Here is a 23,683-nt window from a genome sequence, read left to right on the forward strand (position 1 = left end):
CTTCTGGGTCATGCGCACCCCACCTTGCGAACTGCCCGGGCAGGACCGGCGGCCTTACCCGGGCAAAAGACCCACAAGCTCCCGAGTTCTCTCTCTGTCACGCGGCCGGGAGAACGGGGGGCACCGTCCAAAAATCCGTTGACAACATCATTGAGAATCCCTTGGGCGGAGTTCCCAGAACGCAACCGCCGACGCCGCGGCGACGTTGAGCGAATCGACGCCCGGGCGCATCGGGATCTTGACGGCGAGGTCGACGGCGGCCAGGGTTGCCGCGCTCATGCCCGCGCCCTCCGTGCCCAGCACCAGGGCCAGCCGTTCCGGCTGGCGGGCAGCGAGTTCGTCGAGGTCGACGGCGTCATCCGTGAGCTCCATGGCCGCCACGGTGAAGCCCTCCCCCTGAAGCGCAGCCAGGCCTGCGGTCCAGTCCTCGAGCCGTGCCCAGGGGACCTGGAAAACGGTGCCCATGCTGACCCGCACGCTGCGGCGGTAGAGCGGATCCCCGCAGCGCGGCGAAACCAGGACGGCGTCAACGCCGAGCGCAGCCGCGGAGCGGAAAATGGCCCCGACGTTCGTGTGGTCCACGATGTCTTCCAGCACGGCCACCCGGCGGGCTCCGGCGAGCAGTTCCGCCAGCGGCACCGGGGCGGGCCGGTGCATGGCGGCCATGGCGCCGCGGTGCAGGTGGAATCCGGTAATTTCCTCCAGCAACGCCGCGGAACCGACATAGGCCGGGACCTCGGGGTACTGCTCGAAGACATCCGCCAGGTCCTCGGCCCACTTCTCGGCGAGGAAGAAGGACCGCGGCCGGTGCCCCGCCGCCAGCGCCCGGCGCAGGACGCGGGAGGATTCGGCGATGTACAGGCCCTCGGCCGGTTCCCGGAGTTTGCGCAGGTGCACGTCCGTGAGCTGGGTGTAGTCGGAAACCCGCGGGTCGTCGGCGGATTCAAGAAAGTGAAAGGTCACGGGCAGGTCATTTCGGGGCGCTTTGAACGGTCGGGGGCTAGAGGCGGGGCTATTTGAACAGGTTGGCGATCATGAATCCCAGTGCCACAAGGCCCAGGGTGAAGATGACCCCGCGCAGGACCACCGGGGAGAGCCGGCGGCCTACCTTGGAGCCAATGATGCCGCCGATCAGGGAGCTCACGGCGATCAGGCCGACCACTCCCCAGTCGATCCGGTCGAATGCGAACAGGAGGTAGGAGCCGGCGGCGATCACGTTCACCCCCAGGACCAGGATGTTCTTCATCGCGTTGGCGTTCTGGATGGTCCCGGTCATGAAAATGCCCAGGATCCCCACCAGCAGGATGCCCTGGGCGGCGACGAAGTACCCTCCATAGACGCCGGCCAGGTACACCAGCACCACGAGCAGGACGCCGTGGCGCCGGTCCCGGATGGCGTGCCTCGGGTTTTCCTCGCGGGCCTTCACCCAACGCTGGAGCCGCGGCTGGAAGACCACCATCAGCAGGGCAAGCACGATCAGTACGGGAGCGGCGTAGTAGAAGACCTTCTCCGGCAGATGAAGCAGTAGGTAGGCACCCGTGATGCCGCCCAGCAGTGAGGCCGGGAGGAGCCGGAGCAGCTGCCTGCCGCGGCCGGCGAGCTCCCTCCGGTAGCCCCAGGCGCCGGTGGCATTGCCGGCCACAAGCCCCATCGCGTTGCTGATGGAGGCCGTGACGGGGGGATAGCCGAGGGCGATCAGTACAGGGAACGTGACCAGGGTGCCGGATCCGACAACGCTGTTGATGGTTCCCGCCCACAGCCCGGCGAAGAAAATGAAGGCGCTGTTGAGGAGCTCCACGCGTGGTCAGCGGCCCCGGTCAGCGGCTGGCGGTGGCGGTGTACCGGCCTGCGTTGACGGTGACGTCCAGCGGCAGGCCGAACGTTTCGCTCAGGTTTTCGGCCGTGAGGACCTCCGGCAGCGGACCCGACGCCACCACTCCGCCGTCGCGCATGAGCATCGCGTGCGTGAAGCCCGGCGGCACTTCCTCCAGGTGGTGGGTGACCAGCACGATCGCCGGGGCGGCGTCGTCGCGGGCGAGCTCGCTCAGGCGCTGGACCAGGTCCTCGCGCCCGCCCAGGTCCAGACCGGCGGCCGGCTCATCAAGGAGCAGCAGCTCAGGATCGGTCATGAGGGCGCGGGCGATCTGGACGCGTTTGCGCTCCCCCTCGGACAGCGATGCGAAGTGGCGGTTGAGCAGCGGGCCGATGCCCCACTCGTTCAACAGGCCGAAGGCGCGCCGCTCGTCGTTCTTCTCGTAGCCTTCGCGCCAGCGGCCGGTCACACCGTAGGCGGCGGTGACGACGACGTTGAGGACCTTTTCCTGCTCGGGGATCTGGCTGGCCAGCGCGGCCGAGGACAGTCCGATCCGGGGCCGGAGCTCGAACACGTCGACGGAACCGAGGACTTCCTCAAGGATGCCCGCCACTCCGGACGTCGGGTGGATCCGGGCGCCTGCCAGTTGGAGGAGAGTGGTCTTGCCGGCGCCGTTGGGTCCGAGGATTACCCAGCGTTCGCCTTCCTTGACCTGCCAATCGACCTTGTCCAGGAGGGTTTTAGCCCCACGTACAACGCTGACGCCGGCCATTTCAAGAACATCACTCATAGGAGTAGACACTAGGACAAAAAAGCGGAGGACTGATAACCGGCGCTGCGGGCTGCCGTGGAGCGTCACGCGGCGGCGGCCGGGGCGCAACGAATTCGGGTCGTCCAGCGCGTGCTCGCTAGGATTGAGGCCATGAGTTCGAACGTGACCGCAGTCAGCTATGGCCTGAAACTTTCCCTTCCCGACATCCAGCGGCTGCGTTCGCTCCTGACCGCCGCGGGGCTGGGCGTCGGGGCCGAAAACCGCACCGGAAACGCCCGCTTCGAGGTGTACGCGGCGGACTGCACAGTGGATGGCTCACAGGACGGCTTACTGGACGGCACAACAGACGCTTCACTGGCTGCTTCCCTGACAGGCGCGCGCCGCACGCTGGCTGCCTCAGGGATCGACGGCGTGGACACGGCCCTGGTTCCCGCGGCACTGCGCAATGCGCCCCGGAAGTTCCTCATCATGGACGTGGATTCCACCCTCATCCAGCAGGAAGTCATCGAACTCCTGGCCGCCTATGCCGGCAAGCGCGAGGAAGTCACGGCGGTGACCGAGGCGGCCATGCGCGGGGAACTGGACTTCGCCCAGAGCCTGCACGCCCGGGTGGCCGTCCTCGCGGGGCTGCCGGCCGACGTCGTCGATTCCGTCCGCGCCGAGGTCCGGCTGACCGAGGGCGCCGCCGAACTGGTGGCGGCGTTCCGGGCCGCCGGCCATGCCGTGGCCGTGGTGTCCGGCGGGTTCAACCAGATCCTGCGGCCGATCGCCGAAGACCTGGGGCTGGACTACTGGATCGCCAACGAACTCGAAATCGTCGACGGCGCCCTGACCGGCAAGGTCCTCGGCGACGTCATCGACCGGGCGGCCAAGGAGAAGTACCTGCGCGAGTGGGCCGCTGCCGAGGGTATCCCGATGGAGCACACGATCGCCGTCGGTGACGGCGCCAACGACCTCGACATGCTCGGCGCCGCCGGCATCGGCGTCGCCTTCAACGCGAAGCCGGCCGTCCGCGCGGCCGCTGACGCCGCCATCAGCCTGCCCTACCTAGACGCCGTGCGGTACATCGCGGGGGTCTGAGGCGTTAACCGCGAGATGGCACGTCGCGGCAATGTTTGCGAAAAACATTGCCGCGACGTGCCATCTCGGTCGGCCCGGGGGCCTGCGCTACTAGTTGGAGCCGGTGCCGGCAGCCGTGTCTGCGGCCCTACCGAAATAATCGGCGCCGCCAACGTATTCGGTGTGGCCGGTCTCGACGTCGGCGGTAGCCATCTTGGCGACCTCCGCGGCGAACTCCTTGACCGAGTACAGCTTGCCTGCCTCGGCGCGTCGGGCCTCGATGGCGCCGGGGTTGGACCGGTCAAGCAAAGTGGCCGTGACGGTGCCCTCGATCATGTCACCGGAGACGACGACGAGCGAGATGCCCTTTTCCGCCAGGGCCGGCACGAGTTCACGCAGCGCGTCCTCGCCGGCACGCTTGCTGCGGGCGACGGGCTCGTACTCGGGCATGGTGGGAACCGTGCCGATGAAGTGGGCCTGGTGGCTGGTCACGAAGACCACGCGGGAGCCTTCAGGCATGAGCGCCACGGCGGCGTTGAGCATGTTCACCTGGGCGTCACGGTTCAGCTTCAGCGCGTAGCCCTCCTCCATTCCGGTCTCCATGCCGCCGGAGGCGTTGAGGACCAGCAGGTCGAGCGAGCCGAAGTTCTCCATGGCGGCGCTGGCGAGGGCCTGGACGCCTTCCTGGGTGGTGAGGTCCGCCCCGACGGCAGCCGCACGGCCGCCGTCGGCTTCGATCTCCGCGACGACCTTGTTGGCGCGCGGCGCCTTCTGGCGGTAGTTCACGACGACGGCCGCGCCTTCGCCGGCGAGGATCTTGGCGATGTCTGCGCCGATTCCGCGCGACGAACCGGTCACGATCGCAGTCTTGTTGTCCAGCAGTCCCATACGAGCTCCTTTTGTTCCAAACGTCCAAACACTGTGGGTCTGCAATCCATCATGCCAGCGGATCGTGCCTTTACAGTTGTTGAGCGTCCACAAAGAAGCCCAGACAGCGTAGTTCCCGAGGCGACCGGAACCCGCTGATGGCAGGGTCAGCTGCGGTCGATCCTGATCTTCGTCGTCGTTTCCCCTGTGACTACCTCGGGAGCCGGTGCACGGACCTCCAGCACGCCGTCCTTGTACGTGGCCGTGATGTCTTCTTCCTTGGCCCCTTGCGGCAGCGCAATGCTGCGGACGGACCGGCCGTAGCGGAACTCGGAACGGTAACCGGCCTTGCTCTTGTGCTCGGACTTTTCCTCCCGCTGCACCGCGATGTGCAGCATGCCCTCGCTGACCGAGACGTCAACGTCCTGGTCGGGGTCGATCCCGGGCACCTCCGCCCGGACCACCAGCGTGCTGCCCTCCTGGAACTGTTCGATTTTGATCCCGGGCGCTATGGACAGATCACCATCGAGGAAGCGGCGGACCGGTTCCAGCATGTCCGAGGGCGTCCACTTGCTGAGATCACTCATGATTTTCCTCCTGCGTCCACGCCCCTGCCATGGCATGGGCTGGGGCTGTGAGCCCATTAGACGCTCCCGGAGTCCCGGTGCCAAGGGCAAAAAGGCCCAGCGAAGAGGACGGCAAAGAGGACAGCGGACGACGGCGGATACCGCCGTCGTCCGCTGTATTCGGAGCTAGTGGCCCATTCCCAGGCCGCCGTCGACCGGGATGACCGCACCGGAGATGTAGGACGCCTCGTCGCTGGCGACCCAGCGAACCACGTTGGCGACCTCGGAGGCCTCGGCGAAGCGGCCGGCCGGGACCTTGGTCAGGTAGTCCTTCTGCGTGGCCTCGGGCAGCTCGGCCGTCATGTCTGTGTTGATGAAGCCGGGCGCGACCACGTTCGCGGTGATCCCGCGGCCGCCGAGCTCGCGGGTGAGCGAACGGGCGATGCCCACCAGGCCCGCCTTGGAGGCCGAGTAGTTGATCTGGCCCGGCGCGCCGTACAGGCCGGAGACAGAGGAGATCAGCACCACGCGGCCCTTGCGGGCACGGATCATGCCCTTGGACGCGCGCTTGATGACCCGGAAGGCGCCCGTGAGGTTGGTGTCGATCACCGAGGTGAAGTCGTCCTCGCTCATCCGCATCAGCAGGGTGTCCTTCGTGATGCCGGCGTTGGCGACGAGTACTTCGACGGGACCGTGGGCGGCTTCGACTTCCGCGAACGCGGCGTCCACCGAAGCCTCGTCTGTGACGTCCGCCTTGACGCCGAGGATGCCCTCGGGCAGTGAAGACTCGCTGCGGAAGGTCACCGCCACCTTGTCGCCGTTGGCCAGGAAGGACTCGGCAATGGCCAGGCCGATCCCCCGGTTTCCGCCGGTGATCAGAACGCTGCGGCCGGTGGTGGGTGTTTCAGACATATGGGGCTCCGGGATTCTGCGGCAGGGAGGCCGCGCTGGGGGCTGGATTTTTCCTGCCTCCGATCTTAGCGCCCGGTTCGCATGCGTTTGGGCGGCTCCGCCGATGGTGAGAGAATTGGAGTAAGCCTTGGGAGCGTGATCTGACAGCCGTGACACTCAAAAACCGACCCGGTGCCCCTGTGCCCGGGAGGCCGGACGCCGAGTCCGGCGGTACCGAGGTGCACAGCATCACAGACGCCGCTGCTGCGCATTCGGACGAGATGCACCAGCGGATGGTCAAGTACGCCGTCGCCATGGGCATCCGCATGGTCTGCCTCATCCTGATATTTGCCGTGGATGGCTGGTTCAGGCTCATTCCGGTGCTGGGGGCCGTCTTCCTGCCGTGGGTGGCCGTGGTGATCGCCAACGGCAGCGACAAAGCGGAAATCCACAGTGACTCCCTTCTGGACTACGCTCCGCTCGCAGAGCTGGATGCGCCGGCTCCCGCCGGGCCGGCCGAACCCTACGCCGGCGATGACGCCTCGGGGACGCTGCTGCAAGGCGAGCTGATCGATGATGAAAACGACGACGACGACCACGGACGGGCAGCTTCATGAACCTCTTTGACCTGGCCGGGGGCGGCGGGGACACCCCCGCAGGCCCCGGCACCGTCTGCTCCCGGAAGGCCTGCCGCACGGCGGCGGAGTGGCAGCTGCTGTGGAACAACCCCAAGATCCACACCCCGGAGCGGCGCAAGATCTGGCTGGCATGTGGTGAGCACCGTGCCTGGCTTGAGGACTACCTCCAGACGCGCGGGCTATGGAAGGAGACGGTGGCCTTCGCTGAGGACGCCGCCCCCATCGACCAAGACGCAGTCCCCCTCGACCCGTCAGGCAGGATCGGCTGAATGTACCGCTTTCTCTTCTCCAGTAAATGGCTGGGGTATTTGTTGCTGGCCGCGATCTTCGCCGCGGGCTGCGTCGGACTGGGCCGGTGGCAGATGGACCGGCGCGCCGAGACGCTGGCCGAAATCAACAGGGTGGTTTCCAACTACTCTGCAACGCCCGTGCCGTTCGCCGATGTCCGCGACCAGTTCAGCCGGCTGAATCCGGAGCGCGAGTGGACCCAGGTGGAGCTCAAAGGCAGCTACGACGTCGCCGGCCAGCGCATCGTCCGCAACCGCCCGCTCAACGGCCAGCCCGGCTATGAGGTGGTGGTTCCGTTCAAGCTCGAATCCGGCGAAACCGTCGTGGTTGACCGCGGCTGGCTGCCCATCGGCAACAACACCCCAGGCCGGCCGGACTCGGTTCCTGCGCCGCCGCAGGGCCCGGTCACAGTCGTCGCCCGGCTCAAGCCGGCCGAACCCGAGCTGCAGCGCGGCGCCCCGGAGGGGCAGCTGGCCTCGATCGACCTCGCCACTTATTCCACCCAGCTGGGCTATCCGCTGCTCACGGGAGCCTACGGCCAGCTGGCCTCAGAGTCACCGTCGGTCCTGGACATGCCGTTCCCGTTCCCCAAACCCTCCACTGACGAAGGCACGCATCTTTCCTATTCGCTGCAGTGGTTCGCATTCGGCATCCTGATGTTCGTCGGGTTCGGTTATGCGGCCCGGCAGCAGGCCAGGAACGCCGCGATCGATGCGGAGGACGCCGAGGCTGACGCCGCAGAGGGCGTGTTCCTGCACTCCAGCGGCCCGGCCGTGCGGCGCCGTCCCGCTCCCCGCAAGCGCAAGAACGCGACCGCGGAAGAAGAGGAAGACGCCATCCTCGACGCCCAGGGGTTCTGAGCAGTGAGCACTGATTCCTTGCCCGGGTCTGTGGCGAACGTCAAGCGCGCCCTCACCTCACTGGGCGTCGCGGACACCGTGACGGTGTTCGATTCGAAAGTACCGACGGCTGCCGCGGCGGCCGCCACGCTGGGCTGCGACGTCGCCGCGATCACCAACAGCCTCATCTTCGACCACGAGGGCACGCCGCTGCTCATCCTGGCCAGCGGCGCGGCCAAAGTAGACGTCCACAAGGTCGCTGAGCAACTGGGCGGCGGGAGAATCCGCCGGGCCTCCCCCGAATTCGTCCTGGAACACACCGGCCAGGACGTGGGCGGCGTGGCCCCGGTTGGCCATCCGGAGAAAATCCGGACTCTGCTGGACGCGTCACTGGCAGCCCACCCGGTGCTCTGGGCAGGCGCAGGCGACCACAATTCGATGTTCTCCATCGGCTACGAAGACCTGCACCGGATCACGGACGCGGAAGAGATGCGGGTCCGCTAACCCAACTGACTCGCAGCAGGGGCCGTTTTGAGCACTGAAAACGGCCTCAAGTGCGAGTCAGTTGGATTGGTTACGCCAGCGTGATCAGGTCCAGGTAATCTTCGTTCCAGTGGTCCTCGATGCCATCGGGCAGCAGCACGACGCGCTCCGGGTTCAGCGCCTCGACGGCACCTTCATCGTGGCTGACCAGGACGACGGCGCCGGTGTAGTTGCTCAGGGCGCCGAGGATTTCGGCGCGGCTGGCGGGGTCGAGGTTGTTGGTGGGCTCGTCCAGGAGCAGCACGTTCGCGCTCGAGGCCACAATGGTGGCCAGCGCCAGGCGGGTCTTCTCACCGCCGGACAGGACCCCGGCGGGCTTGTCGACGTCGTCGCCGGAGAACAGGAACGAGCCCAGGATGTTGCGGACTTCCGCGTCGTTCATGTCGGGGGCGGAGGAACGCATGTTCTGCAGGACGGTGCGGTCGACGTCGAGCGTTTCATGCTCCTGGGCGTAGTAGCCCACCTTCAGTCCGTGGCCGGCCACCACTTCGCCGGTGTCCGGTTTGTCGACGCCGGCGAGCATCCGCAGGAGCGTGGTCTTGCCGGCACCGTTGAGGCCCAGGATGACCACCTTGGAACCGCGGTCGATCGCGAGGTCGACGTCGGTGAAGATCTCGAGCGAGCCGTAGGACTTGCTGAGGCCGTCCGCCGTCAGCGGGGTCTTGCCGCAGGGTGAGGGATCCGGGAAGCGCAGGGCGGCTACCTTGTCGTGCGCGCGGACGGCTTCGAGGCCGCCGAGCAAACGCTCGGCACGCTTGGCCATGTTCTGCGCGGCGACTGCCTTGGTGGCCTTGGCCCGCATCTTGTTGGCCTGGTCGATGAGGACCTGTGCCTTCTTCTCCGCGTTGGCGCGCTCCCGCTTGCGGGCACGCTCGTCCGTTTCGCGCTGGGTGAGGTAGCGCTTCCAGTCCATGTTGTAGAAGTCGATCTGCGCGCGGTTGGGGTCCAGGAGGAAGACCTTGTTCACCGTCGCTTCGAGCAGTTCGGTGTCGTGGCTGATCACGATCAGCCCGCCCTGGTGGTTCTTGAGGAACTCGCGGAGCCAGGAAATGGAGTCGGCGTCGAGGTGGTTGGTGGGCTCATCGAGGAGCATGGTCTCGGCATCCGAGTACAGGATGCGCGCGAGCTCCACGCGGCGCCGCTGACCACCGGAGAGGGTCTTCAGCGGCTGGTTCAGCAGCCGGTCCGGCAGGGCAAGGTTCGAGCAGATCGCCGCCGCCTCGGCTTCGGCCGCATAGCCGCCAGCCGCCAGGAACTCGGATTCCAGCCGGTCATAGCGGTTCATTGCCTTCTGCTGGACCGCGGCGTCCTCGCTGGCCATCTCTTCATGCGCGACGCGGAGCTTGCCCACTGCAATGTCCAGGCCGCGGACGGACAGGATCCGGTCCCGCGCGAGCTGCTCCATGTCAGGGGTGCGCGGATCCTGCGGCAGGTAGCCGATTTCGCCGGTGCGGGTTACCTTGCCCGCGGCGGGCAGGCCCTCGCCCGCGAGCACCCGGGTCAGCGTTGTCTTGCCTGCACCGTTACGGCCGACCAGGCCGATCTTGTCTCCCTTGTCGATCCGGAAGCTCACCTGGTCCATGAGGAGGCGGGCGCCGGCGCGCAGTTCGAGATCCTGGACGGTAATCAATGCAGCTAAGGCCTTTCACAACAGGGAATGCCGCGGCACGACGGGTGGAGTCTGGGCGGAGCCGGGACAGGGCGGTGCGAGAGCACGGCCTCTACAAGTCTACCGGCACGGCCCCGGCTCCCTGACATGGGCTCCGCCGGTGCCGGTTAGTGCCGGGCGGGGGCTGCGGGGCAGCCATCATTGGCGGCGCCCTCCAGCAATGGGCCCGCCGGTTAGTGGGGCGCCTACAAAAAACCCGATTCGCCGCGACCGTACAGTCAATATCAAGATTCCCATTTCCGCCGCAGCATCTGACAGGAACACCATGACCCAGACCCGCCATCCCGACACAGCCAAGACCCCGCGCCGCCGGGTCCGCTGGAATGCCACCGATCTTGGCCTCATCGCCGTCTTTGCCGCCCTCGTGGCCGCCTCCGCGCTGATCGCCGCCATTCCTGTCGGCGGGCTCGGCGTACCCATCACGCTGCAGACCCTCGCGGTCATGCTCACGGGCCTGGCGCTGGGCGCGGGCCGGGCCTTCGCCGCCGTCGGCCTCTACCTGCTCCTGGGCTTCGCGGGACTGCCGATCTTCAGCGGCGGCCGCAGCGGGCTGGGCGTCCTCGCCGGACCCTCCGCCGGCTACATCATCGGGTTCCTGCTGGCCGCCACGGCCGTAGGGTGGCTGGCCGCCGTCGTGCTCGCACGCACCGCCAACCGAACAGGAAAACTGCGCTCAGTCCTCCTGTTCGCCGCCGCGATGGTCAGCAGCATCATCTTCATCCACGGCCTCGGCATCCTGGGCATGATGGTCAACGCCAAGCTGGACTTCTCGAAGGCCTTCATCGCCGACCTCGCGTTCTACCCCGGCGACATCATCAAGAACGTCCTGGCCGTCAGCGTCGCCCTTGCACTGCACAAAGCCTTCCCGGATCTGCTGCTGCGCCGCGTCCGGACGGCCGACACCCGCCCGTGAGCAACATCGTCCTGGACAGGGTAACCGTGCGCGTGCCGGTTGACGGCCGGCCCGCACCCAAGACACTGCTCCAGGAACTGTCGCTGGACCTCACCGAACTCCGGATCGGGGTGATCGGGGCCAACGGCTCAGGCAAGTCCACCCTCCTGCGGCTCCTCAACGGGCTCGTGGCACCGAGCGATGGCACGGTGGCAGTCGACGGCGCCGATACCGTCCGCGCGGTGCGGGAGGTCCGCCGCCGTGTGGGCTTTGTCTTCACGGATCCGCTCTCCCAGCTCGTGATGCCCACGGGACGCGAGGACGTGGAACTGTCCCTGCGGCGCTCCATCCGCAACGCCGCGCAGCGCCGGGCCCACGCCGAATCTGTCCTGGATCGGTTCGGCCTGCTGCCGCTGGCGGACCAGAGCATCTACGAGCTCTCCGGCGGCGAACGCCAACTCCTGGCGCTGGCCGCGGTCCTCGCCGTGGGCCCGGACGTGCTGGTCCTGGACGAGCCGTCCACGCTGCTGGACCTCCGCAACCGCGAACTGCTGCGACGCACCCTGGCAGGACTGCGCCAGCAGGTCATTCTCTCCACCCACGACCTCGAGCTCGCCGGGGATATGGACCGGGTGCTGGTGGTGGACGCCGGCAAGGTCGTGTTCGACGGCGAACCGGCCGCCGCCGTCGCGCACTACCGCACCCTGAGCGCCGCAGGCCTGCCCAAAGCTGGGGGCGGGCCCGGTGCCGGGCTCGGCGTGCCCGGTGCCACCCGGGACGGGCGGGACGGGCTTGCGGGTGAGCGGACCGTGGCGGAGCAGACCCGGCTGGAGCAGTCGTGAGCAGCCACGGTTTCCTCCTGGCCACGTACGCGCCGGGCTCGTCCGTGATCCACCGAACGCCGCTGTGGCTGAAATTCTTGCTGGTCGTTGGCTGCGGAATGGCTTCGTTCCTGATCGCCGACTGGGCTGTGTCCGCCGTCGTGCTGGTGCTGTTGTGCGGGCTGTTCCTGCTCAGCGGGGCAGGTCCCGCCCGTCTGCTTCGCGCGGTGAAGCCGGTCCTGCCGGTCCTGCTGGCCATCGGCCTCTTCCAGTGGTGGCAGCTCGGCGCCCCGACCGCCGCGCGGATCGTGCTGAACGTCCTCGTCTGCGTTGTCGCGGCATCAATTCTGACCGCCACCACCCCCGTGCAGGCGCTGCTTGACGGCGTTGCCTCCCTAGCCCGGCCCTTCCGGCGGGTCGGGGCGGATCCGGAACGTTTCGCACTGACCATTGCCATCATGCTCCGCAGCATCCCGTTCGTGGCCGGGGCCTATGCGGACGTGCGCGACTCTGCCCGGGCCCGCGGACTCGAGCGCAACCCGCGGGCACTTGTGATTCCGGTCTTCATCACTACGGTGGCCTTTGCCCGGCAGACCGGTGAAGCGCTGGCCGCCCGTGGGCTGGGCGAAGCGGAGGACCCGGAGGACTAGCCCTCAGTGCCCTGGCCTGGCTTCGGAGTCCAGGCATTGGGCATGCGACGCCGTCACCAACCGCCGCGCGTCGGCGTGTGTCCCTTTCGGGCGTCGTCGGGCATTGCCATTTCGGCCCTCAGGCCCAGGAGCCGGATTGGCCGGCCCGCTTCGATTCCAGTTGCGAGGTCCAGTGTCCGCGCGAGGATTTCGCTCCGGTCGAATGTCTGGGGAATCTTCCTCGCATGGGTCGTGGTGAAAAACGGCGCGTATCGAACCTTGAGGGTCAGCCCAACCACGGGCCGCCCTTCGGCCACAACATCCTCGAGGACACGCGCAGTCAGCTCCCTCACGGCGTCGTCCACCTGGGCTGGCTCGGTCAGGTCCCGCTGGAAGGTGGTCTCCCGGCTGTGCCCGCGGGCAACCCACGGGGTGTCGTCCACGACGCTGGCTCCGTCCCCACGTCCGAGCTCCGCATACCAAGGACCCATCCTGGGGCCGAACTCCGGGACCAGGACTTGGGGGGGGTCGGACGCGGCGAGCTCGGCGACTGTGTTGATCCCAAGCTTGGCCAGCCGGCCCGACACCTTGGTTCCGACGCCCCAGAGGTCCTTGGTGGGGCGATTGCCCATGACGTCCAGCCAATTACCGGCAGTGAGCCGGAAAACGCCGGCCGGCTTGCCGAAACCGGTGGCGACCTTGGCCCGGACCAAGGTATCGCCGATGCCCACGCTGCAATGCAACTGCGTTCGCTCCAGGACGGCGGCCTGCACCTGCCTGGCATAGGCTTCCGGATTCTCTGTCTCAGTGCCTACGAAGGCTTCATCCCACCCCAGGACCTGCACGGTGGCGCCGGGCTGAGCGCGCAGGGTAGCCATCACCGCCTCGGACGCCGCGAGGTAAGCGTCGTGATCGACGGGCAGGATCACGGCGTCAGGCACTTTCCTGGCCGCGATGCGTAGGGGCATTCCGGAACCCACGCCGAATGCCCTGGCTTCGTAGGATGCTGTCGACACCACGGCTCGTTCCGTGGGGTCGCCCCGGCCGCCGACAATGATTGGCTTGCCCGCGAGCTCCGGCCGCCGGAGCACTTCGACCGCCGCAATGAACTGGTCGAGATCGACGTGCAGCACCCACTGGATTCCGCTCACGGCACCAGTGTGCCCTAAACATCCCTGGCAAGCATCCGGGCATGCCCTCCCGTGGCCGCAACCACTGGACATATACCCGCAGTGCTCACCCTTCGCGCCAAGGAAGGGACATGTCCCGATCAGGTTGGCCGCCGAGCAGCTGTCCCGCCGGGGTCGTCCACCGGACATGCCCTCGCGTGGCCGCAACCACTGGACATATGCCCCACATGTCCAATGGTTACAGCGAAGAATGAGCATGTCCCATCACAGGAGCCAAGGCAGGGCATGTCTCCCAACGGGAAGTGGACATGTCCCATCACAGGAGCCAGGGCAGAGCATGTCCCGTAAGGGAAGTGGGCATGTCCTCGCCCGGCCGCAGCCACTGGACATGTGCCCCATATGTCCGCTGCTTGCGGTAAAGAATGGGCATGTCCCGCCGGGCGGGTCAGGTGAGGCGGGTGTACCCCATCAGCGCGGCCGTGCCCATTCCCCCTGCGATGCTGATCATGGCGAGGGCAAGCTGGCCCGGCTCCGGGGACCTGCGCGCCTGGGCCAGCAGCCTTGTGACCAGCACCGCGCCCGAGGCTCCATAGGCGTGACCCAGGGCAAGGGCGCCGCCGTCGAGGTTCGCCTGTTCCGGGTCGATGCCCAACTGGTCAAAGCAGGCGAGGGTCTGGGAGGCGAAGGCCTCGTTGAATTCCACCAGGCCCATATCCGCCGCCGTCACGCCGTGGGCCGTGAGGAGCCGTTCGGCGGCTGCGGCCGCGCCGATGCCCAGGAGCTGCGGCGCCACCCCGGCCGTGTCGGTTGCGAGCACCAGCAGCCCGTCCGCAGCGCCCAGCTGCCGGGCCCGTTCCATGGACGTGACGACGACGGCGGCCGCGCCGTCAGCGTCGAAGCACGAGTTGCCTGCCGTCACCGTGCCCCCGCTGGCAAATACGGACGGGAACCGGGCCATCAGGGCGGGACCAAGGCTCGGCCTCGGACCGTCGTCGGCTGCCGTGGCCGCTCCGGAATCCGCAGCGAGCGGCACGATTTCGGCGTCGAACCGCCCGGCGGCGGCAGCGGCCAGCGCACGTTGGTGGCTGCGGAGCGCGAAGGCGTCCTGGCGTTCCCGGCTGATGCCGAAGTGGGCGGCGACGTTCTCAGCCGCCACGCCCATGTCGGGATCGCCCAGGCTCAGCGGCACGAATTGGGCCCGGGTGTAGTAGTCCGGGCTGCCGTCTTCGTTGCGGTGGGCCCGCAGCGGTGCCGTGCTGATGCTCTCCACGCCGCCTGCGAGATAGAGGCCACCGCCGCCGGCCGCGACCAGCCTCGAGGCCAGGACGATCGCGTCCAGGCCGGAGCCGCATTGCCGGTCCACTGTAACGCCCGGAACGGTGACGGGCAGGCCGGCCTCCAGCGCCGCGAGCCGGGCCACGTTCCCGCCGCCCCCCACGGCGTTGCCGATCACGACGTCGGTAACGGACTCCGGTGCGGCGCCCCCGGCGCGGCCGGTACCCGCGCCCACGTCGGCAAGCAGGCTGCGAAGCACTGGGGCAAGGAGTTCGTGGGCGCGCAGGTTCTTGAGGGCACCGTTGGCCCGGCAAAGCGGCGTCCGCCGCGCCGCGATGATCACCGGCTGCCGGTCATCCGGCAACAGCCCGGGGAACAGCAGGCCGGGTGGGGATGGCCTGGCTGAGGACGGTCGGGCGTCTCCGTGCCGCTCAGCCAAGGCGCCGGATCCTGGGATCGTTCCCGGCCACCCAGTCGAGCAGCAGCTGGCGGCTGATCTTGCCGCGGTCTGTCAGGGGCAGTTCTGCCAGCGCGAAGTACTCAAGGGGGCGCTTGTTGCGTGCCAGCACGTCGTCGATCCCGGACCGGAGCTGGGTGGCGGTGAGCGCACCGTGCGAGAGGACGACGCCGGCCACGACGCGCTGGCCGCGAACGTCGTCGGTCATCCCGGCAGCCACGGCGGCGGCGACGCCGGGGACGGATGCCAGGGCCATTTCGATTTCGTGCGGGTAGACGTTGGTGCCGGCCGTGATGATCATGTCGGAGCGGCGGCCCAGCATGTGCAGGGTCCCTCCGGAGAGGAACCCCTGGTCTCCCACGGTGTACCAGCCGTCGAAACAGCGCAGGGCCTGGCCGTCGTCACCCCAGAGATAGCCGTTACTGACCATGCCGCTGCGGACGCAGATGTTGCCGTCCTTGCCGTCCGGGAGCCCGGCCCCGTGATCGTCCAGGATGCGGATGTCGACGCCGGGAAACGGCTTCCCGATGCCGGTCCCGCCCGGCTCCACGGGCTGGCCCGGACGCAGTCCCGCGCCGGAGACGAAGCTGAGCTCGGAGGCGCCGTAGTACTCGAAAATGGTGGCATTGGGCGCCCAGCGCCGGGCCGCCTCCAGTGTGCGGGCGTCCAGTTTGGACCCGGCGCAGATGATGCTGCGAATGCCGGAGGCATCGACCCCGCCGGCCAGGCCGCGTTCGCTGAGCAGCCGGAGCATGGTGGGGACCAGCACCAGGCGCGTGATGCCGTCGTGGCTCACCGCCGCGTGGGCGGCGCCGACGTCGAAGTGCTCCAGGGTGTGGAATTCGGCCCCGGCGTACAGGCATTCGGCGAGGGCGTAGAGGTTCAGGCTTGCCGCGAGCGGGCCGGGGGCCAGGGACTTGTCCTCCTGCGTCAGCCCGAAGAATTCAATGGAGGCGTCGAAGGATTCCTGCCAGGACCGCCGCGACCGGGTGAACGCCTTGGGGACCGAGGTGGTCCCGGAAGTCAGGCCGATCAGGAACGAGGTCTCCGGCGGGCCGTCCACCAGCTCGGTCCCCCGAGCCGGCTGGAGCGCCGGCGTGGCCGGGTCCGGCGCTGCCGCTGGCTCCGGTTCCGTCCCGGCGATGCGGGCGGCGATGTTGTCCTGCATCTGCTGCGGCCAGGCCGGATCCAACACGGCGCACTGCCGCTCCCCGGCGACGGCGGCCGTGAACGCTACGGCGAAGCGGACGGAATTGTGTTCGGACATCACAGTGACGGCCGGCGCCGCAGGTACCAGCGCCGCTGCCTGGTCCCGCAGGCCGGACCAGCTCAGGTGCTCTCCGGCCACGACGACGGCGGTCTCGTCGGGACGGTCATCGGCCCAGCGCTGGAGTCTGTCGAGAAAAGGCATCAAACCAACTTTACCGTTGCCCGGCGCCGCCGCGGCCCGTGCGGGATATTGTGACAGCATGAGCTTCAACGACAACGCCCCGCTGGATCCGTCACAGGTCCAGGACCGCCGCGGGATGGGCCGCGGCCCCATGATCGGCGGCGGGATCGGCGGCGGCATCATCCTGCTGCTGGCAGCCCTCTTTGGCATCAATCCGCAGCTGCTCGAGGGGCTGGCCGGCACCGTCCAGGACCCCCAGTCACAGAGCCAAGGCTCTGCCCCCGCCTGCCGGACCGGCGCCGACGCCGACGCCCGGCTCGACTGCAGGATCACCGGCACGGTCAACAGCCTGAACGCGTTCTGGCCGGCATATCTGGCGCAGTACAACACCAAATACCCGCGGCCGAAGGCGGTGATCTTCGCCCGTGCAACCAACACCGGCTGCGGCGCTGCGACCTCCGATGTGGGGCCGTTCTATTGCCCCGTCGACACCACGGCATACTTCGATCCCGGCTTCTTCCAGGAACTCGTCGACCGGTTTGGCTCCTCCGGCGGGCCGCTGGCACAGGAGTATGTGGTGGCCCACGAATTCGGTCACCACGTCCAGAACCTTCTGGGCAACCTCGACCGGGCTCAGCAGGATCCCCAAGGACCGGGTTCCGGGGCGGTCCGGGTCGAGCTCCAGGCCGACTGCTACGCGGGGCTGTGGGCGCACTATGCAACGACGCAGCCGGACCCCAAGACCGGCCAGCCCTACCTCGAACCGTTCACGGACCGGGACATCCAGGATGCTCTGTCGGCCGCCTCGGCCGTGGGCGACGACCGCATCCAAAAGGCCGCCACGGGCCGCGTCTCACCGGAGGCCTGGACCCACGGGTCAAGTGCCCAGCGGCAGAAGTGGTTCTACCAGGGCTACAAGACCGGGGACATCAACAAGTGCGACACGTTTGCGGTGGCAAACCCCTAACCTCGGCAAACCCCTGACCGCGGCAGCCGCATCCTGTCCCCCTGCCCTCACCCGCGTGGCGGCCTGCTCCGGACCGGGACTTCGACGTAGCTGAGGAATCCGGCGTGGCCCAGGTGCCGGTGTTTCGGGTGCCAGACGGGGCGGTACTGGTGACCGAACGGGTCGGTCACCCGGACTGTGTCCAGCCGGTTGTTCCCGGCCAGGAGGTGGTCGACGTCGGCCAGTGCGTTGCGCCGCGTCGCAAGGCCGTCGATGTCCAGGCCCCACAGCCCCAGCTCTGCGTCCGTTCCGCGTTCCAGCTGGAGTGTCTCGAACAGTCCGGCCACGAGCCCGGCGAGTCCGACGGTGTCGGCGCGCTGCAGCCGGTGCCCCTCGGGATGCACTTCGCGGGCGTCGGCCAAGGCCTGGCGGAGCCAGTGCAATTCCACCGATCCCAGGGGTGGGCCCAGGCGCAGGTGGCGGTGTTCGTCCAGCTCGAGCCGGTACGTGGTGGCGCCGCGGTCAATGATGCAGGGAGCCTCGCCGACGTATTCGAAGTCGGCCAGGAGGTCTTCCCTGGAACGGTAGTAGGAAAACTCGCCGCTGTCCTCGACCACCACGTAATCCCCGACGGCGGCGGCGGGCCGCGGCGCTGGGGTGTCATCCATTGCGGTGTGCCTCCTGTCGGCTGTGGGCCGGGTTGCGAAGCGTGGTGGACTCTTTGTCTTTATCAGACCACCGCCGCGGCAATATGGGAACGGCGGGTGTACGACGACGGCGGCCCCGCCTCGGTGAGGTGGGGCCGCCGTCGTCGTTCACAACCCGGGCCTGGGCCCTTGGTGCGGAGCTGTGCGCGGGGATCTAGATGTTGAAGCCCAGCGCGCGCATCTGGTCGCGGCCGTCCTCGGTGATCCGTTCCGGACCCCATGGCGGCATCCACACCCAGTTGAGCCGCCATTCGTCGACGACTCCGTCCAGGGCCTTGCCGACCTGCTCCTCGATGACATCGGTCAGCGGGCAGGCGGCGGTGGTGAGCGTCATGTCGATCAGCAGGGCGCCGTCGTCGTCCGAGTACTTCAGGCCGTAGAGCAGGCCCAAGTCAACGATGTTGACCCCGAGTTCCGGGTCGATCACATCCTTGAGCGCCTCCTCCACGTCCTCGAGGCCCGTGCGGGCCACATTGAGTTCGGTCATGGCGGACTCCTAACTATGCCTGGGCTGCAGCCGAAGCGGCAGCGATGGTGGCTGCCCCTGCGCCGGTGGCGTAGCGGTCGTAGCCTTCTTCTTCGAGGCGGTCGGCGAGCTCCGGGCCGCCCTCTTCAACAACCTGGCCGTCGACGAACACGTGCACGAAGTCCGGCTTGATGTAGCGCAGGATCCGGGTGTAGTGCGTGATGAGCAGGGTACCCATGTTGCCACCGGCGTGGGCGCGGTTGACGCCCTCGGAGACAACCTTCAGCGCGTCGACGTCCAGGCCGGAGTCGGTCTCGTCCAGGACGGCGAACTTCGGCTTGAAGAGCTCCAGCTGGAGGATTTCGACGCGCTTCTTCTCGCCGCCGGAGAAGCCCTCGTTGACGTTGCGCTGGGTGAAGTCGGCGTCGATGCGCAGCTGCGCCATGGCCTCCTTGACGTCCTTGGTCCAGGTGCGCAGTTTGGGGGCTTCGCCGTCGATCGCGGTCTTGGCGGTGCGCAGGAAGTTGGTCATGCTCACACCCGGCACCTCCACCGGGTACTGCATGGCCAGGAACAGGCCGGCGCGGGCGCGCTCGTCGACGGTCATCGCCAGGACGTCTTCGCCGTCGAGCGTGATGGTGCCGGAGGTGACGTTGTAGCGCGGGTGCCCGGCAATCGTGGAAGCCAGGGTGGACTTGCCGGAACCGTTCGGACCCATGATGGCGTGCGTCTCGCCGGTCCGGATGGTCAGGCTGACGCCCTTCAGGATTTCCTTCGTGCCCTGCTCGGTGTCAATGCTGACGTGCAGGTCCTTGATCTCAAGAGTCGACATATGTCTTGTTCTCCTCTGCACGGTGCCCTCCGGCACTGTGCGTTTTCTTGGCGATAAGTTTTTTTATGCGGGTTGCCGGCTGCAGGCAGCTAGCTGAAGTTTGGGGCCTCGGCGCCGTTCAGGACGTTGGTGAAGTCAACATAGACCTCGTCGTCCTGGACGGTCACGGCGAACACGGGAACGGGATCATAGGCTGGCAGCTGGAGCGGCTCGCCGCTGCGCAGGTCGAACTGGGAACCGTGGCCCCAGCATTCGATCTTGCAGCCTTCAATTTCTCCTTCGGAGAGGGAGATGTCCGCGTGCGAGCAGGTGTCTCCGATGGCGTGGATCTCCCCCATCGAGTCCTTCACGATCGCTACGGGGTAGTCGTCGATCAGGATCCGCAGCGCCTGCTTGACCTGGATCTCGCTGGCGTTGCAGACTAGCTCGCCCTTTGGCTGTTCAGTCATTGATGTGTTCCGTGTTCCCGTGTTCTTTAGTGTTGGGCACTAGTTGTCAGTTGCCGCGAGTTCGCGCTCGACGGCTTCCGTGAGGCGCTCTTCGATGGCCGGGACATTGATCTTCTGGATGATCTCGTTGAGGAAGCCGCGGACCACCAGACGGCGGGCCACCTTTTCCGGGATGCCACGGGCCATCAGGTAGAACAGGTGCTGGTCATCGAAACGACCGGTGGCGCTGGCGTGTCCGGCGCCGGCAATCAGGCCGGTCTCGATCTCGAGGTTCGGCACGGAATCCGCGCGGGCGCCGTCGGTCAGGACCAGGTTGCGGTTGGCCTCGTAGGTGTCGGTGCCTTCTGCCTCCTTGCGGATCAGGACGTCACCCACCCAGACGGTGTGCGCGTTGCGGCCCTGCAGGGCGCCCTTGTACAGGACGTTGGACTTGCAGTTGGCCACGGCGTGGTCCACGAACAGGCGCTGCTCCAGGTGCTGGCCGGCGTCGGCGAAGTACAGGCCGAACAGTTCCACTTCGGCGCCTGGAGCGGTGAAGCGTGCCGACGGGGTGACGCGCACAAGGTCGCCGCCGAGGCTGACGACGATGTGCTTGAACTTCGCGTCACGGCCGAGCTTGGCCTGCTGGGAGGACGCGTGCACGGCGTCGTCGTTCCATTCCTGGAGCGAAATGACGGTCAGCTGCGCGCCGTCCTCGACCAGGATTTCGATGTTTTCCGAGACGACGGCGGTGCCCTGGTGGTCCAGGACCACCACGGACTTGGAGAACTTTTCCGCGACGATCACGACGTGCTGCGCGGAAGCCTCGGTGCCCTGGCCGGTCAGCAGGACGCTGACCTCGCCGTCGACCTGTACCTCGGAGGGCACGGTGATGACGGTGGCTTCGGTGAAGTTCTCCCAGGCGTTCGCGGAGACGCGGTCCTCGGGGATGGCTGCGGAGCCGATCCGGCGGTCCTCGCGGCCGACGGTCTCGACCCGGACGCTGTCCGGAGCGGTGACGCTCACGGACGGCGCGGCGCCGTTGAGGACCTGGGTGTGCAGGCCGCGGAGGCGCTTGAGCGGGGTGAACCGCCAGTCCTCTTCCATACCGGTCAGCGGCTTGAAGTCCGCCAGCTTGTAGGAGGTCAGCCGGCCGGCGCGTGAGCTGTCCGGGATACCGACGCCGCCGCCGTGCGAGTGGCGCTTGACGGCTTCGCCGGCCAGCGGCGACTTGGATTCCGCGGCGTTAAGCGGGGAAAGGCTTTCGCCTTCCTCGGTAAAACCGTTGATGAACGGCTGGGCTGACGGCGCGCCGATGCGGGCCTTTTCAGTAGTGATGTCAGTCATTAACCGACCGATCCTTCCATCTGCAGTTCAATCAGGCGGTTCAGCTCAAGGGCGTATTCCATCGGCAGTTCGCGGGCAATCGGCTCGATGAAGCCGCGGACGATCATCGCCATGGCCTCGTCTTCGCGCATGCCGCGGGACATCAGGTAGAACAGCTGCTCTTCGCTGACCCGCGAGACCGTAGCCTCGTGGCCCATCGTGACGTCGTCCTCGCGGATGTCGATGTACGGGTACGTGTCCGACCGGCTGATGGTGTCCACCAGGAGGGCGTCGCAGCGGACCGTGTTGGCCGAGTGCTTGGCGCCCTCGCGGACCTGGACCAGGCCGCGGTAGGCGGCGCGGCCGCCGCCGCGGGCCACGGACTTGGAGATGATCGAGCTCTTGGTGTTGGGCGCGATGTGGACCATCTTGGAGCCGGTGTCCTGGTGCTGGCCTTCGCCGGCGAACGCGATGGACAGGGTCTCGCCCTTGGCGCCTTCGCCCACGAGGTAGACGGCCGGATACTTCATGGTCACCTTGGAGCCGATGTTGCCATCGATCCATTCCATGGTGGCGTTCTCTTCGCAGATGGCGCGCTTGGTGACCAGGTTGTACACGTTGGTGGACCAGTTCTGGATGGTCGTGTAGCGGACGCGGGCGCCCTTCTTCACGATGATTTCCACGACGGCGGAGTGCAGCGAGTCCGAGGTGTAGATCGGCGCGGTGCAGCCCTCGATGTAGTGGACGTAGGAGTCCTCGTCCGCGATGATCAGCGTGCGCTCGAACTGGCCCATGTTTTCGGTGTTGATGCGGAAGTAGGCCTGCAGCGGGATGTCCACGTGGACGCCCTTGGGCACGTACACGAACGAACCGCCGGACCAGACGGCCGTGTTCAGCGACGCGAACTTGTTGTCACCCACCGGGATGATGGTGCCGAAGTACTCCTGGAAGATCTCCGGGTGTTCGCGCAGCGCGGTGTCGGTGTCCAGGAAGATGACGCCCTGGGCTTCCAGGTCCTCGCGGATCTGGTGGTACACAACCTCAGATTCGTACTGGGCGGCGACGCCGGAGACGAGGCGGCTGCGCTCGGCTTCCGGGATGCCGAGCTTCTCGTACGTGTTCCGGATGTCCTCGGGGAGGTCTTCCCAGGTTGCGGCCTGCTTCTCGGTGGAGCGCACGAAGTACTTGATGTTGTCGAAGTCGATGCCGGACAGGTCCGCGCCCCAGGTGGGCATGGGCTTGCGGTCGAAGTACTTCAGGCCCTTCAGGCGCAGGTCCAGCATCCATTCCGGCTCGTTCTTCTTGGCCGAAATGTCGCGAACAACGTCTTCATCGATGCCGCGGCGGGCGTTGGCCCCGACGTCGTTCTTGTCGGCCCAGCCGTACTCATAGGTGCCGATTCCGTGGAGCTCGGGATTCTTTTCCAGAATCTCCGAAATCACAGTAGAGTCAGCAACCTTCTTCTCTGATAGTTGGTCCGTCATCACGGCCTTTCTTGCAGATGGTTGGATACTTCGTCCGGGTTGACCGGGGCTGCGGGACCAGGAGTCCCGACGGCGGCCGGACGGCCCGTAGGTATGTGGGTGGTGCAGACGTGGCCGCCGCGCGCCAGGGTGGACAGCCGGCGCACATCGACGCCGACCAGCCGGGCGAAAACCTCGGTCTCCACGTCGCAGAAGACGGGGAACTGCGCCGCCAGGTGCTGGATGGGGCAGTGCCCCTGGCAGAGCTGGACGCTGGACAGCGCGGCCGGAAGCGGCGCCTTGGCTTCAAGTGACTGCGCGGAGGCCACGAAACCGTCGCGGCTCAGCGCCTCGGAGAGAGCCTGGGCGCGGGCTGTGATGTCCGGTCCGGCCTGTTCGATCTCGGGTGCGTAGCGGCGTTCCATATCGGCGAACCGTTCCACGGCGAACTGCCGCACGGCCTCCGGCCCGGCTGCCTCGCCCAGGCGGCGCAGGGCCACGGTGGCGATGTCGAGGTAGTCGTTGCCGAGGTTCGACTGGCCCTGGGAGCTCAGGACATAGCGGCGGGCGGGGCGTCCTGCGCCGGCGCCGGCGCGGGCAGCCCGTTTGACCTCAATGACTCCACTGCGGGCGAGGTGGTCGAGGTGGCGGCGGACGGCGGCGGGGGTGAAGCCCAGCAGGTCGCCGAGTTCGGCTGCGCTGATGGGTCCATGTTCCAGAACGGCATTGAGGACGCGGTCACGCGTCCGCTCCTCGGCGTCGTGGGTGTGGCTGCCGCCGGCTGCGGGCACAACGTCCGGCACAGCCGCCACGTGCGCCCGGGGGGACCCGGCGCGTGCGGCGCCGCGCCCGGACGGGGCTGCGGACGCGGATGACCTCATGGAATACACAACACAATCATGTCGTAATTTACTCCCGGGTTCCAGTAAGGCATGGCTTGCCTCCCCGGCAGCGCCCCGCCGGGGAAAGGCCGTAC

The 23,683-nt window shown here is 67.5% G+C and carries 26 protein-coding genes; 9 read left to right on the forward strand and 17 right to left on the reverse strand.

Annotated features, from left to right (window positions below):
- Positions 1 to 147 precede the first annotated feature (147 nt).
- The 3 genes from AC1DEY_RS00005 to AC1DEY_RS00015 are packed head-to-tail and all read right to left on the reverse strand — an operon-like array spanning position 148 to position 2,603.
- Positions 148 to 963 (reverse strand): TrmH family RNA methyltransferase, encoded by an 816-nt coding sequence (locus AC1DEY_RS00005; protein WP_476866205.1) that lies wholly within the window; start codon positions 961 to 963, stop codon positions 148 to 150.
- Positions 964 to 1,012: 49 nt separating this feature from the next.
- The gene (locus AC1DEY_RS00010) at positions 1,013 to 1,798 is read right to left on the reverse strand and encodes a sulfite exporter TauE/SafE family protein (protein ID WP_476866206.1); all 786 of its coding nucleotides are present in this window, start codon (positions 1,796 to 1,798) and stop codon (positions 1,013 to 1,015) included.
- A 19-nt stretch (positions 1,799 to 1,817) separates the two neighbouring features.
- Positions 1,818 to 2,603, reverse strand: coding sequence for an ABC transporter ATP-binding protein (locus tag AC1DEY_RS00015; RefSeq protein ID WP_441408618.1), 786 nt, complete (start codon positions 2,601 to 2,603; stop codon positions 1,818 to 1,820).
- 132 nt (positions 2,604 to 2,735) lie between these two features.
- On the opposite strand from AC1DEY_RS00015, the gene serB reads away from it, so the two are divergent.
- Positions 2,736 to 3,665 carry a phosphoserine phosphatase SerB gene (serB, locus tag AC1DEY_RS00020; RefSeq protein ID WP_476866207.1) on the forward strand — a complete coding sequence of 310 codons (930 nt, stop codon included), beginning with the start codon at positions 2,736 to 2,738 and terminating at the stop codon, positions 3,663 to 3,665.
- A gap of 90 nt (positions 3,666 to 3,755) precedes the next feature.
- Here serB and AC1DEY_RS00025 read toward each other — a convergent pair whose 3' ends face one another.
- The 3 genes from AC1DEY_RS00025 to AC1DEY_RS00035 form a co-directional block, all read right to left on the reverse strand.
- Entirely contained in the window at positions 3,756 to 4,532 is a 777-nt protein-coding gene (locus tag AC1DEY_RS00025; RefSeq protein WP_476866208.1) for an SDR family oxidoreductase, read from the reverse strand.
- Positions 4,533 to 4,678: 146 nt separating this feature from the next.
- Positions 4,679 to 5,098: an Hsp20/alpha crystallin family protein gene (locus tag AC1DEY_RS00030; protein WP_441408615.1), complete on the reverse strand. Its 420-nt coding sequence runs from the start codon at positions 5,096 to 5,098 to the stop codon at positions 4,679 to 4,681.
- Positions 5,099 to 5,263: 165 nt separating this feature from the next.
- Complete coding sequence (locus AC1DEY_RS00035) at positions 5,264 to 5,989, reverse strand: beta-ketoacyl-ACP reductase (RefSeq protein WP_441408614.1); 726 nt, start codon at positions 5,987 to 5,989, stop codon at positions 5,264 to 5,266.
- Positions 5,990 to 6,138: 149 nt separating this feature from the next.
- On the opposite strand from AC1DEY_RS00035, the gene AC1DEY_RS00040 reads away from it, so the two are divergent.
- Genes AC1DEY_RS00040 through AC1DEY_RS00055 form a run of 4 tightly spaced genes read left to right on the forward strand, consistent with a single transcriptional unit; the run spans position 6,139 to position 8,237 of the window.
- The gene (locus AC1DEY_RS00040) at positions 6,139 to 6,585 is read left to right on the forward strand and encodes a DUF3099 domain-containing protein (protein WP_441408613.1); all 447 of its coding nucleotides are present in this window, start codon (positions 6,139 to 6,141) and stop codon (positions 6,583 to 6,585) included.
- A complete protein-coding gene (locus AC1DEY_RS00045) occupies positions 6,582 to 6,875 on the forward strand; it encodes a hypothetical protein (protein WP_476866209.1) in 294 nt (97 codons plus the stop codon). The genes AC1DEY_RS00040 and AC1DEY_RS00045 overlap by 4 nt, the downstream gene beginning before the upstream one ends.
- Entirely contained in the window at positions 6,876 to 7,754 is an 879-nt protein-coding gene (locus tag AC1DEY_RS00050) for an SURF1 family cytochrome oxidase biogenesis protein (protein ID WP_476866210.1), read from the forward strand.
- A gap of 3 nt (positions 7,755 to 7,757) precedes the next feature.
- Positions 7,758 to 8,237 (forward strand): YbaK/EbsC family protein, encoded by a 480-nt coding sequence (locus AC1DEY_RS00055; RefSeq protein WP_476866211.1) that lies wholly within the window; start codon positions 7,758 to 7,760, stop codon positions 8,235 to 8,237.
- A gap of 70 nt (positions 8,238 to 8,307) precedes the next feature.
- Here AC1DEY_RS00055 and AC1DEY_RS00060 read toward each other — a convergent pair whose 3' ends face one another.
- Positions 8,308 to 9,906 carry an ABC-F family ATP-binding cassette domain-containing protein gene (locus AC1DEY_RS00060; RefSeq protein ID WP_441408609.1) on the reverse strand — a complete coding sequence of 533 codons (1,599 nt, stop codon included), beginning with the start codon at positions 9,904 to 9,906 and terminating at the stop codon, positions 8,308 to 8,310.
- Positions 9,907 to 10,210: 304 nt separating this feature from the next.
- Here AC1DEY_RS00060 and AC1DEY_RS00065 point away from each other — a divergent pair, with 304 nt between their 5' ends.
- From AC1DEY_RS00065 to AC1DEY_RS00075, 3 genes are read left to right on the forward strand one after another with little or no spacing between them, the layout of a single operon-like run.
- Positions 10,211 to 10,858, forward strand: a complete 648-nt coding sequence (locus AC1DEY_RS00065) for a biotin transporter BioY (protein ID WP_476866212.1) — start codon at positions 10,211 to 10,213, stop codon at positions 10,856 to 10,858.
- Complete coding sequence (locus tag AC1DEY_RS00070; protein WP_476866213.1) at positions 10,855 to 11,679, forward strand: energy-coupling factor ABC transporter ATP-binding protein; 825 nt, start codon at positions 10,855 to 10,857, stop codon at positions 11,677 to 11,679. The genes AC1DEY_RS00065 and AC1DEY_RS00070 overlap by 4 nt, the downstream gene beginning before the upstream one ends.
- Positions 11,676 to 12,308, forward strand: coding sequence for an energy-coupling factor transporter transmembrane component T family protein (locus AC1DEY_RS00075; RefSeq protein ID WP_476866214.1), 633 nt, complete (start codon positions 11,676 to 11,678; stop codon positions 12,306 to 12,308). Before AC1DEY_RS00070 ends, AC1DEY_RS00075 begins: the two co-directional genes overlap by 4 nt.
- Positions 12,309 to 12,361: 53 nt before the next feature.
- Here the strand turns inward: AC1DEY_RS00075 and AC1DEY_RS00080 are convergent, their stop codons facing one another.
- The 3 genes from AC1DEY_RS00080 to AC1DEY_RS00090 form a co-directional block, all read right to left on the reverse strand.
- On the reverse strand, positions 12,362 to 13,438 hold the full coding sequence (locus tag AC1DEY_RS00080) for a DNA polymerase IV (protein ID WP_476866215.1): 1,077 nt from the start codon (positions 13,436 to 13,438) through the stop codon (positions 12,362 to 12,364).
- A gap of 424 nt (positions 13,439 to 13,862) precedes the next feature.
- The gene (locus AC1DEY_RS00085) at positions 13,863 to 15,071 is read right to left on the reverse strand and encodes a thiolase family protein (protein ID WP_476866560.1); all 1,209 of its coding nucleotides are present in this window, start codon (positions 15,069 to 15,071) and stop codon (positions 13,863 to 13,865) included.
- Positions 15,072 to 15,123: 52 nt separating this feature from the next.
- Positions 15,124 to 16,560, reverse strand: coding sequence for an AMP-binding protein (locus AC1DEY_RS00090; protein ID WP_476866216.1), 1,437 nt, complete (start codon positions 16,558 to 16,560; stop codon positions 15,124 to 15,126).
- A gap of 58 nt (positions 16,561 to 16,618) precedes the next feature.
- Between AC1DEY_RS00090 and ypfJ the strand changes: the two genes are divergently transcribed.
- Positions 16,619 to 17,506: a KPN_02809 family neutral zinc metallopeptidase gene (gene ypfJ / locus AC1DEY_RS00095; RefSeq protein WP_476866217.1), complete on the forward strand. Its 888-nt coding sequence runs from the start codon at positions 16,619 to 16,621 to the stop codon at positions 17,504 to 17,506.
- 47 nt (positions 17,507 to 17,553) lie between these two features.
- Here the strand turns inward: ypfJ and AC1DEY_RS00100 are convergent, their stop codons facing one another.
- The 7 genes from AC1DEY_RS00100 to AC1DEY_RS00130 all read right to left on the reverse strand — a co-directional run bounded on the left by AC1DEY_RS00100 (position 17,554) and on the right by AC1DEY_RS00130 (position 23,588).
- Positions 17,554 to 18,153, reverse strand: coding sequence for a hypothetical protein (locus AC1DEY_RS00100; RefSeq protein WP_476866218.1), 600 nt, complete (start codon positions 18,151 to 18,153; stop codon positions 17,554 to 17,556).
- Between the two features lie 193 nt (positions 18,154 to 18,346).
- Positions 18,347 to 18,679 (reverse strand): metal-sulfur cluster assembly factor, encoded by a 333-nt coding sequence (locus tag AC1DEY_RS00105; RefSeq protein ID WP_056434018.1) that lies wholly within the window; start codon positions 18,677 to 18,679, stop codon positions 18,347 to 18,349.
- Between the two features lie 13 nt (positions 18,680 to 18,692).
- Positions 18,693 to 19,490: a Fe-S cluster assembly ATPase SufC gene (sufC, locus tag AC1DEY_RS00110; RefSeq protein WP_476866219.1), complete on the reverse strand. Its 798-nt coding sequence runs from the start codon at positions 19,488 to 19,490 to the stop codon at positions 18,693 to 18,695.
- Between the two features lie 89 nt (positions 19,491 to 19,579).
- Positions 19,580 to 19,939: a non-heme iron oxygenase ferredoxin subunit gene (locus tag AC1DEY_RS00115; protein WP_476866220.1), complete on the reverse strand. Its 360-nt coding sequence runs from the start codon at positions 19,937 to 19,939 to the stop codon at positions 19,580 to 19,582.
- A 39-nt stretch (positions 19,940 to 19,978) separates the two neighbouring features.
- Entirely contained in the window at positions 19,979 to 21,265 is a 1,287-nt protein-coding gene (gene sufD / locus AC1DEY_RS00120) for a Fe-S cluster assembly protein SufD (RefSeq protein ID WP_476866221.1), read from the reverse strand.
- The gene (gene sufB, locus AC1DEY_RS00125) at positions 21,265 to 22,728 is read right to left on the reverse strand and encodes a Fe-S cluster assembly protein SufB (RefSeq protein WP_441408597.1); all 1,464 of its coding nucleotides are present in this window, start codon (positions 22,726 to 22,728) and stop codon (positions 21,265 to 21,267) included. Before sufB ends, sufD begins: the two co-directional genes overlap by 1 nt.
- Entirely contained in the window at positions 22,728 to 23,588 is an 861-nt protein-coding gene (locus AC1DEY_RS00130; protein WP_476866222.1) for a helix-turn-helix transcriptional regulator, read from the reverse strand. Before AC1DEY_RS00130 ends, sufB begins: the two co-directional genes overlap by 1 nt.
- Between the last annotated feature and the right edge of the window lie 95 nt (positions 23,589 to 23,683).

The sequence above is a fragment of the Arthrobacter sp. 05T47 genome, assembly GCF_056395825.1.

Excerpts from the sequence above, each read along its gene's own strand:
- sufB (WP_441408597.1), bottom strand. The coding sequence starts at position 22,728 with ATGACGGACCAACTATCAGAGAAGAAGGTTGCTGACTCTACTGTGATT.
- serB (WP_476866207.1), top strand. The coding sequence starts at position 2,736 with ATGAGTTCGAACGTGACCGCAGTCAGCTATGGCCTGAAACTTTCCCTT.
- AC1DEY_RS00105 (WP_056434018.1), bottom strand. The coding sequence starts at position 18,679 with ATGACCGAACTCAATGTGGCCCGCACGGGCCTCGAGGACGTGGAGGAG.
- AC1DEY_RS00090 (WP_476866216.1), bottom strand. The coding sequence starts at position 16,560 with ATGCCTTTTCTCGACAGACTCCAGCGCTGGGCCGATGACCGTCCCGAC.
- AC1DEY_RS00030 (WP_441408615.1), bottom strand. The coding sequence starts at position 5,098 with ATGAGTGATCTCAGCAAGTGGACGCCCTCGGACATGCTGGAACCGGTC.
- AC1DEY_RS00130 (WP_476866222.1), bottom strand. The coding sequence starts at position 23,588 with ATGAGGTCATCCGCGTCCGCAGCCCCGTCCGGGCGCGGCGCCGCACGC.
- ypfJ (WP_476866217.1), top strand. The coding sequence starts at position 16,619 with ATGAGCTTCAACGACAACGCCCCGCTGGATCCGTCACAGGTCCAGGAC.
- AC1DEY_RS00035 (WP_441408614.1), bottom strand. The coding sequence starts at position 5,989 with ATGTCTGAAACACCCACCACCGGCCGCAGCGTTCTGATCACCGGCGGA.
- AC1DEY_RS00115 (WP_476866220.1), bottom strand. The coding sequence starts at position 19,939 with ATGACTGAACAGCCAAAGGGCGAGCTAGTCTGCAACGCCAGCGAGATC.
- AC1DEY_RS00050 (WP_476866210.1), top strand. The coding sequence starts at position 6,876 with ATGTACCGCTTTCTCTTCTCCAGTAAATGGCTGGGGTATTTGTTGCTG.
- AC1DEY_RS00045 (WP_476866209.1), top strand. The coding sequence starts at position 6,582 with ATGAACCTCTTTGACCTGGCCGGGGGCGGCGGGGACACCCCCGCAGGC.
- AC1DEY_RS00065 (WP_476866212.1), top strand. The coding sequence starts at position 10,211 with ATGACCCAGACCCGCCATCCCGACACAGCCAAGACCCCGCGCCGCCGG.
- AC1DEY_RS00100 (WP_476866218.1), bottom strand. The coding sequence starts at position 18,153 with ATGGATGACACCCCAGCGCCGCGGCCCGCCGCCGCCGTCGGGGATTAC.
- sufC (WP_476866219.1), bottom strand. The coding sequence starts at position 19,490 with ATGTCGACTCTTGAGATCAAGGACCTGCACGTCAGCATTGACACCGAG.
- AC1DEY_RS00025 (WP_476866208.1), bottom strand. The coding sequence starts at position 4,532 with ATGGGACTGCTGGACAACAAGACTGCGATCGTGACCGGTTCGTCGCGC.
- sufD (WP_476866221.1), bottom strand. The coding sequence starts at position 21,265 with ATGACTGACATCACTACTGAAAAGGCCCGCATCGGCGCGCCGTCAGCC.
- AC1DEY_RS00015 (WP_441408618.1), bottom strand. The coding sequence starts at position 2,603 with ATGAGTGATGTTCTTGAAATGGCCGGCGTCAGCGTTGTACGTGGGGCT.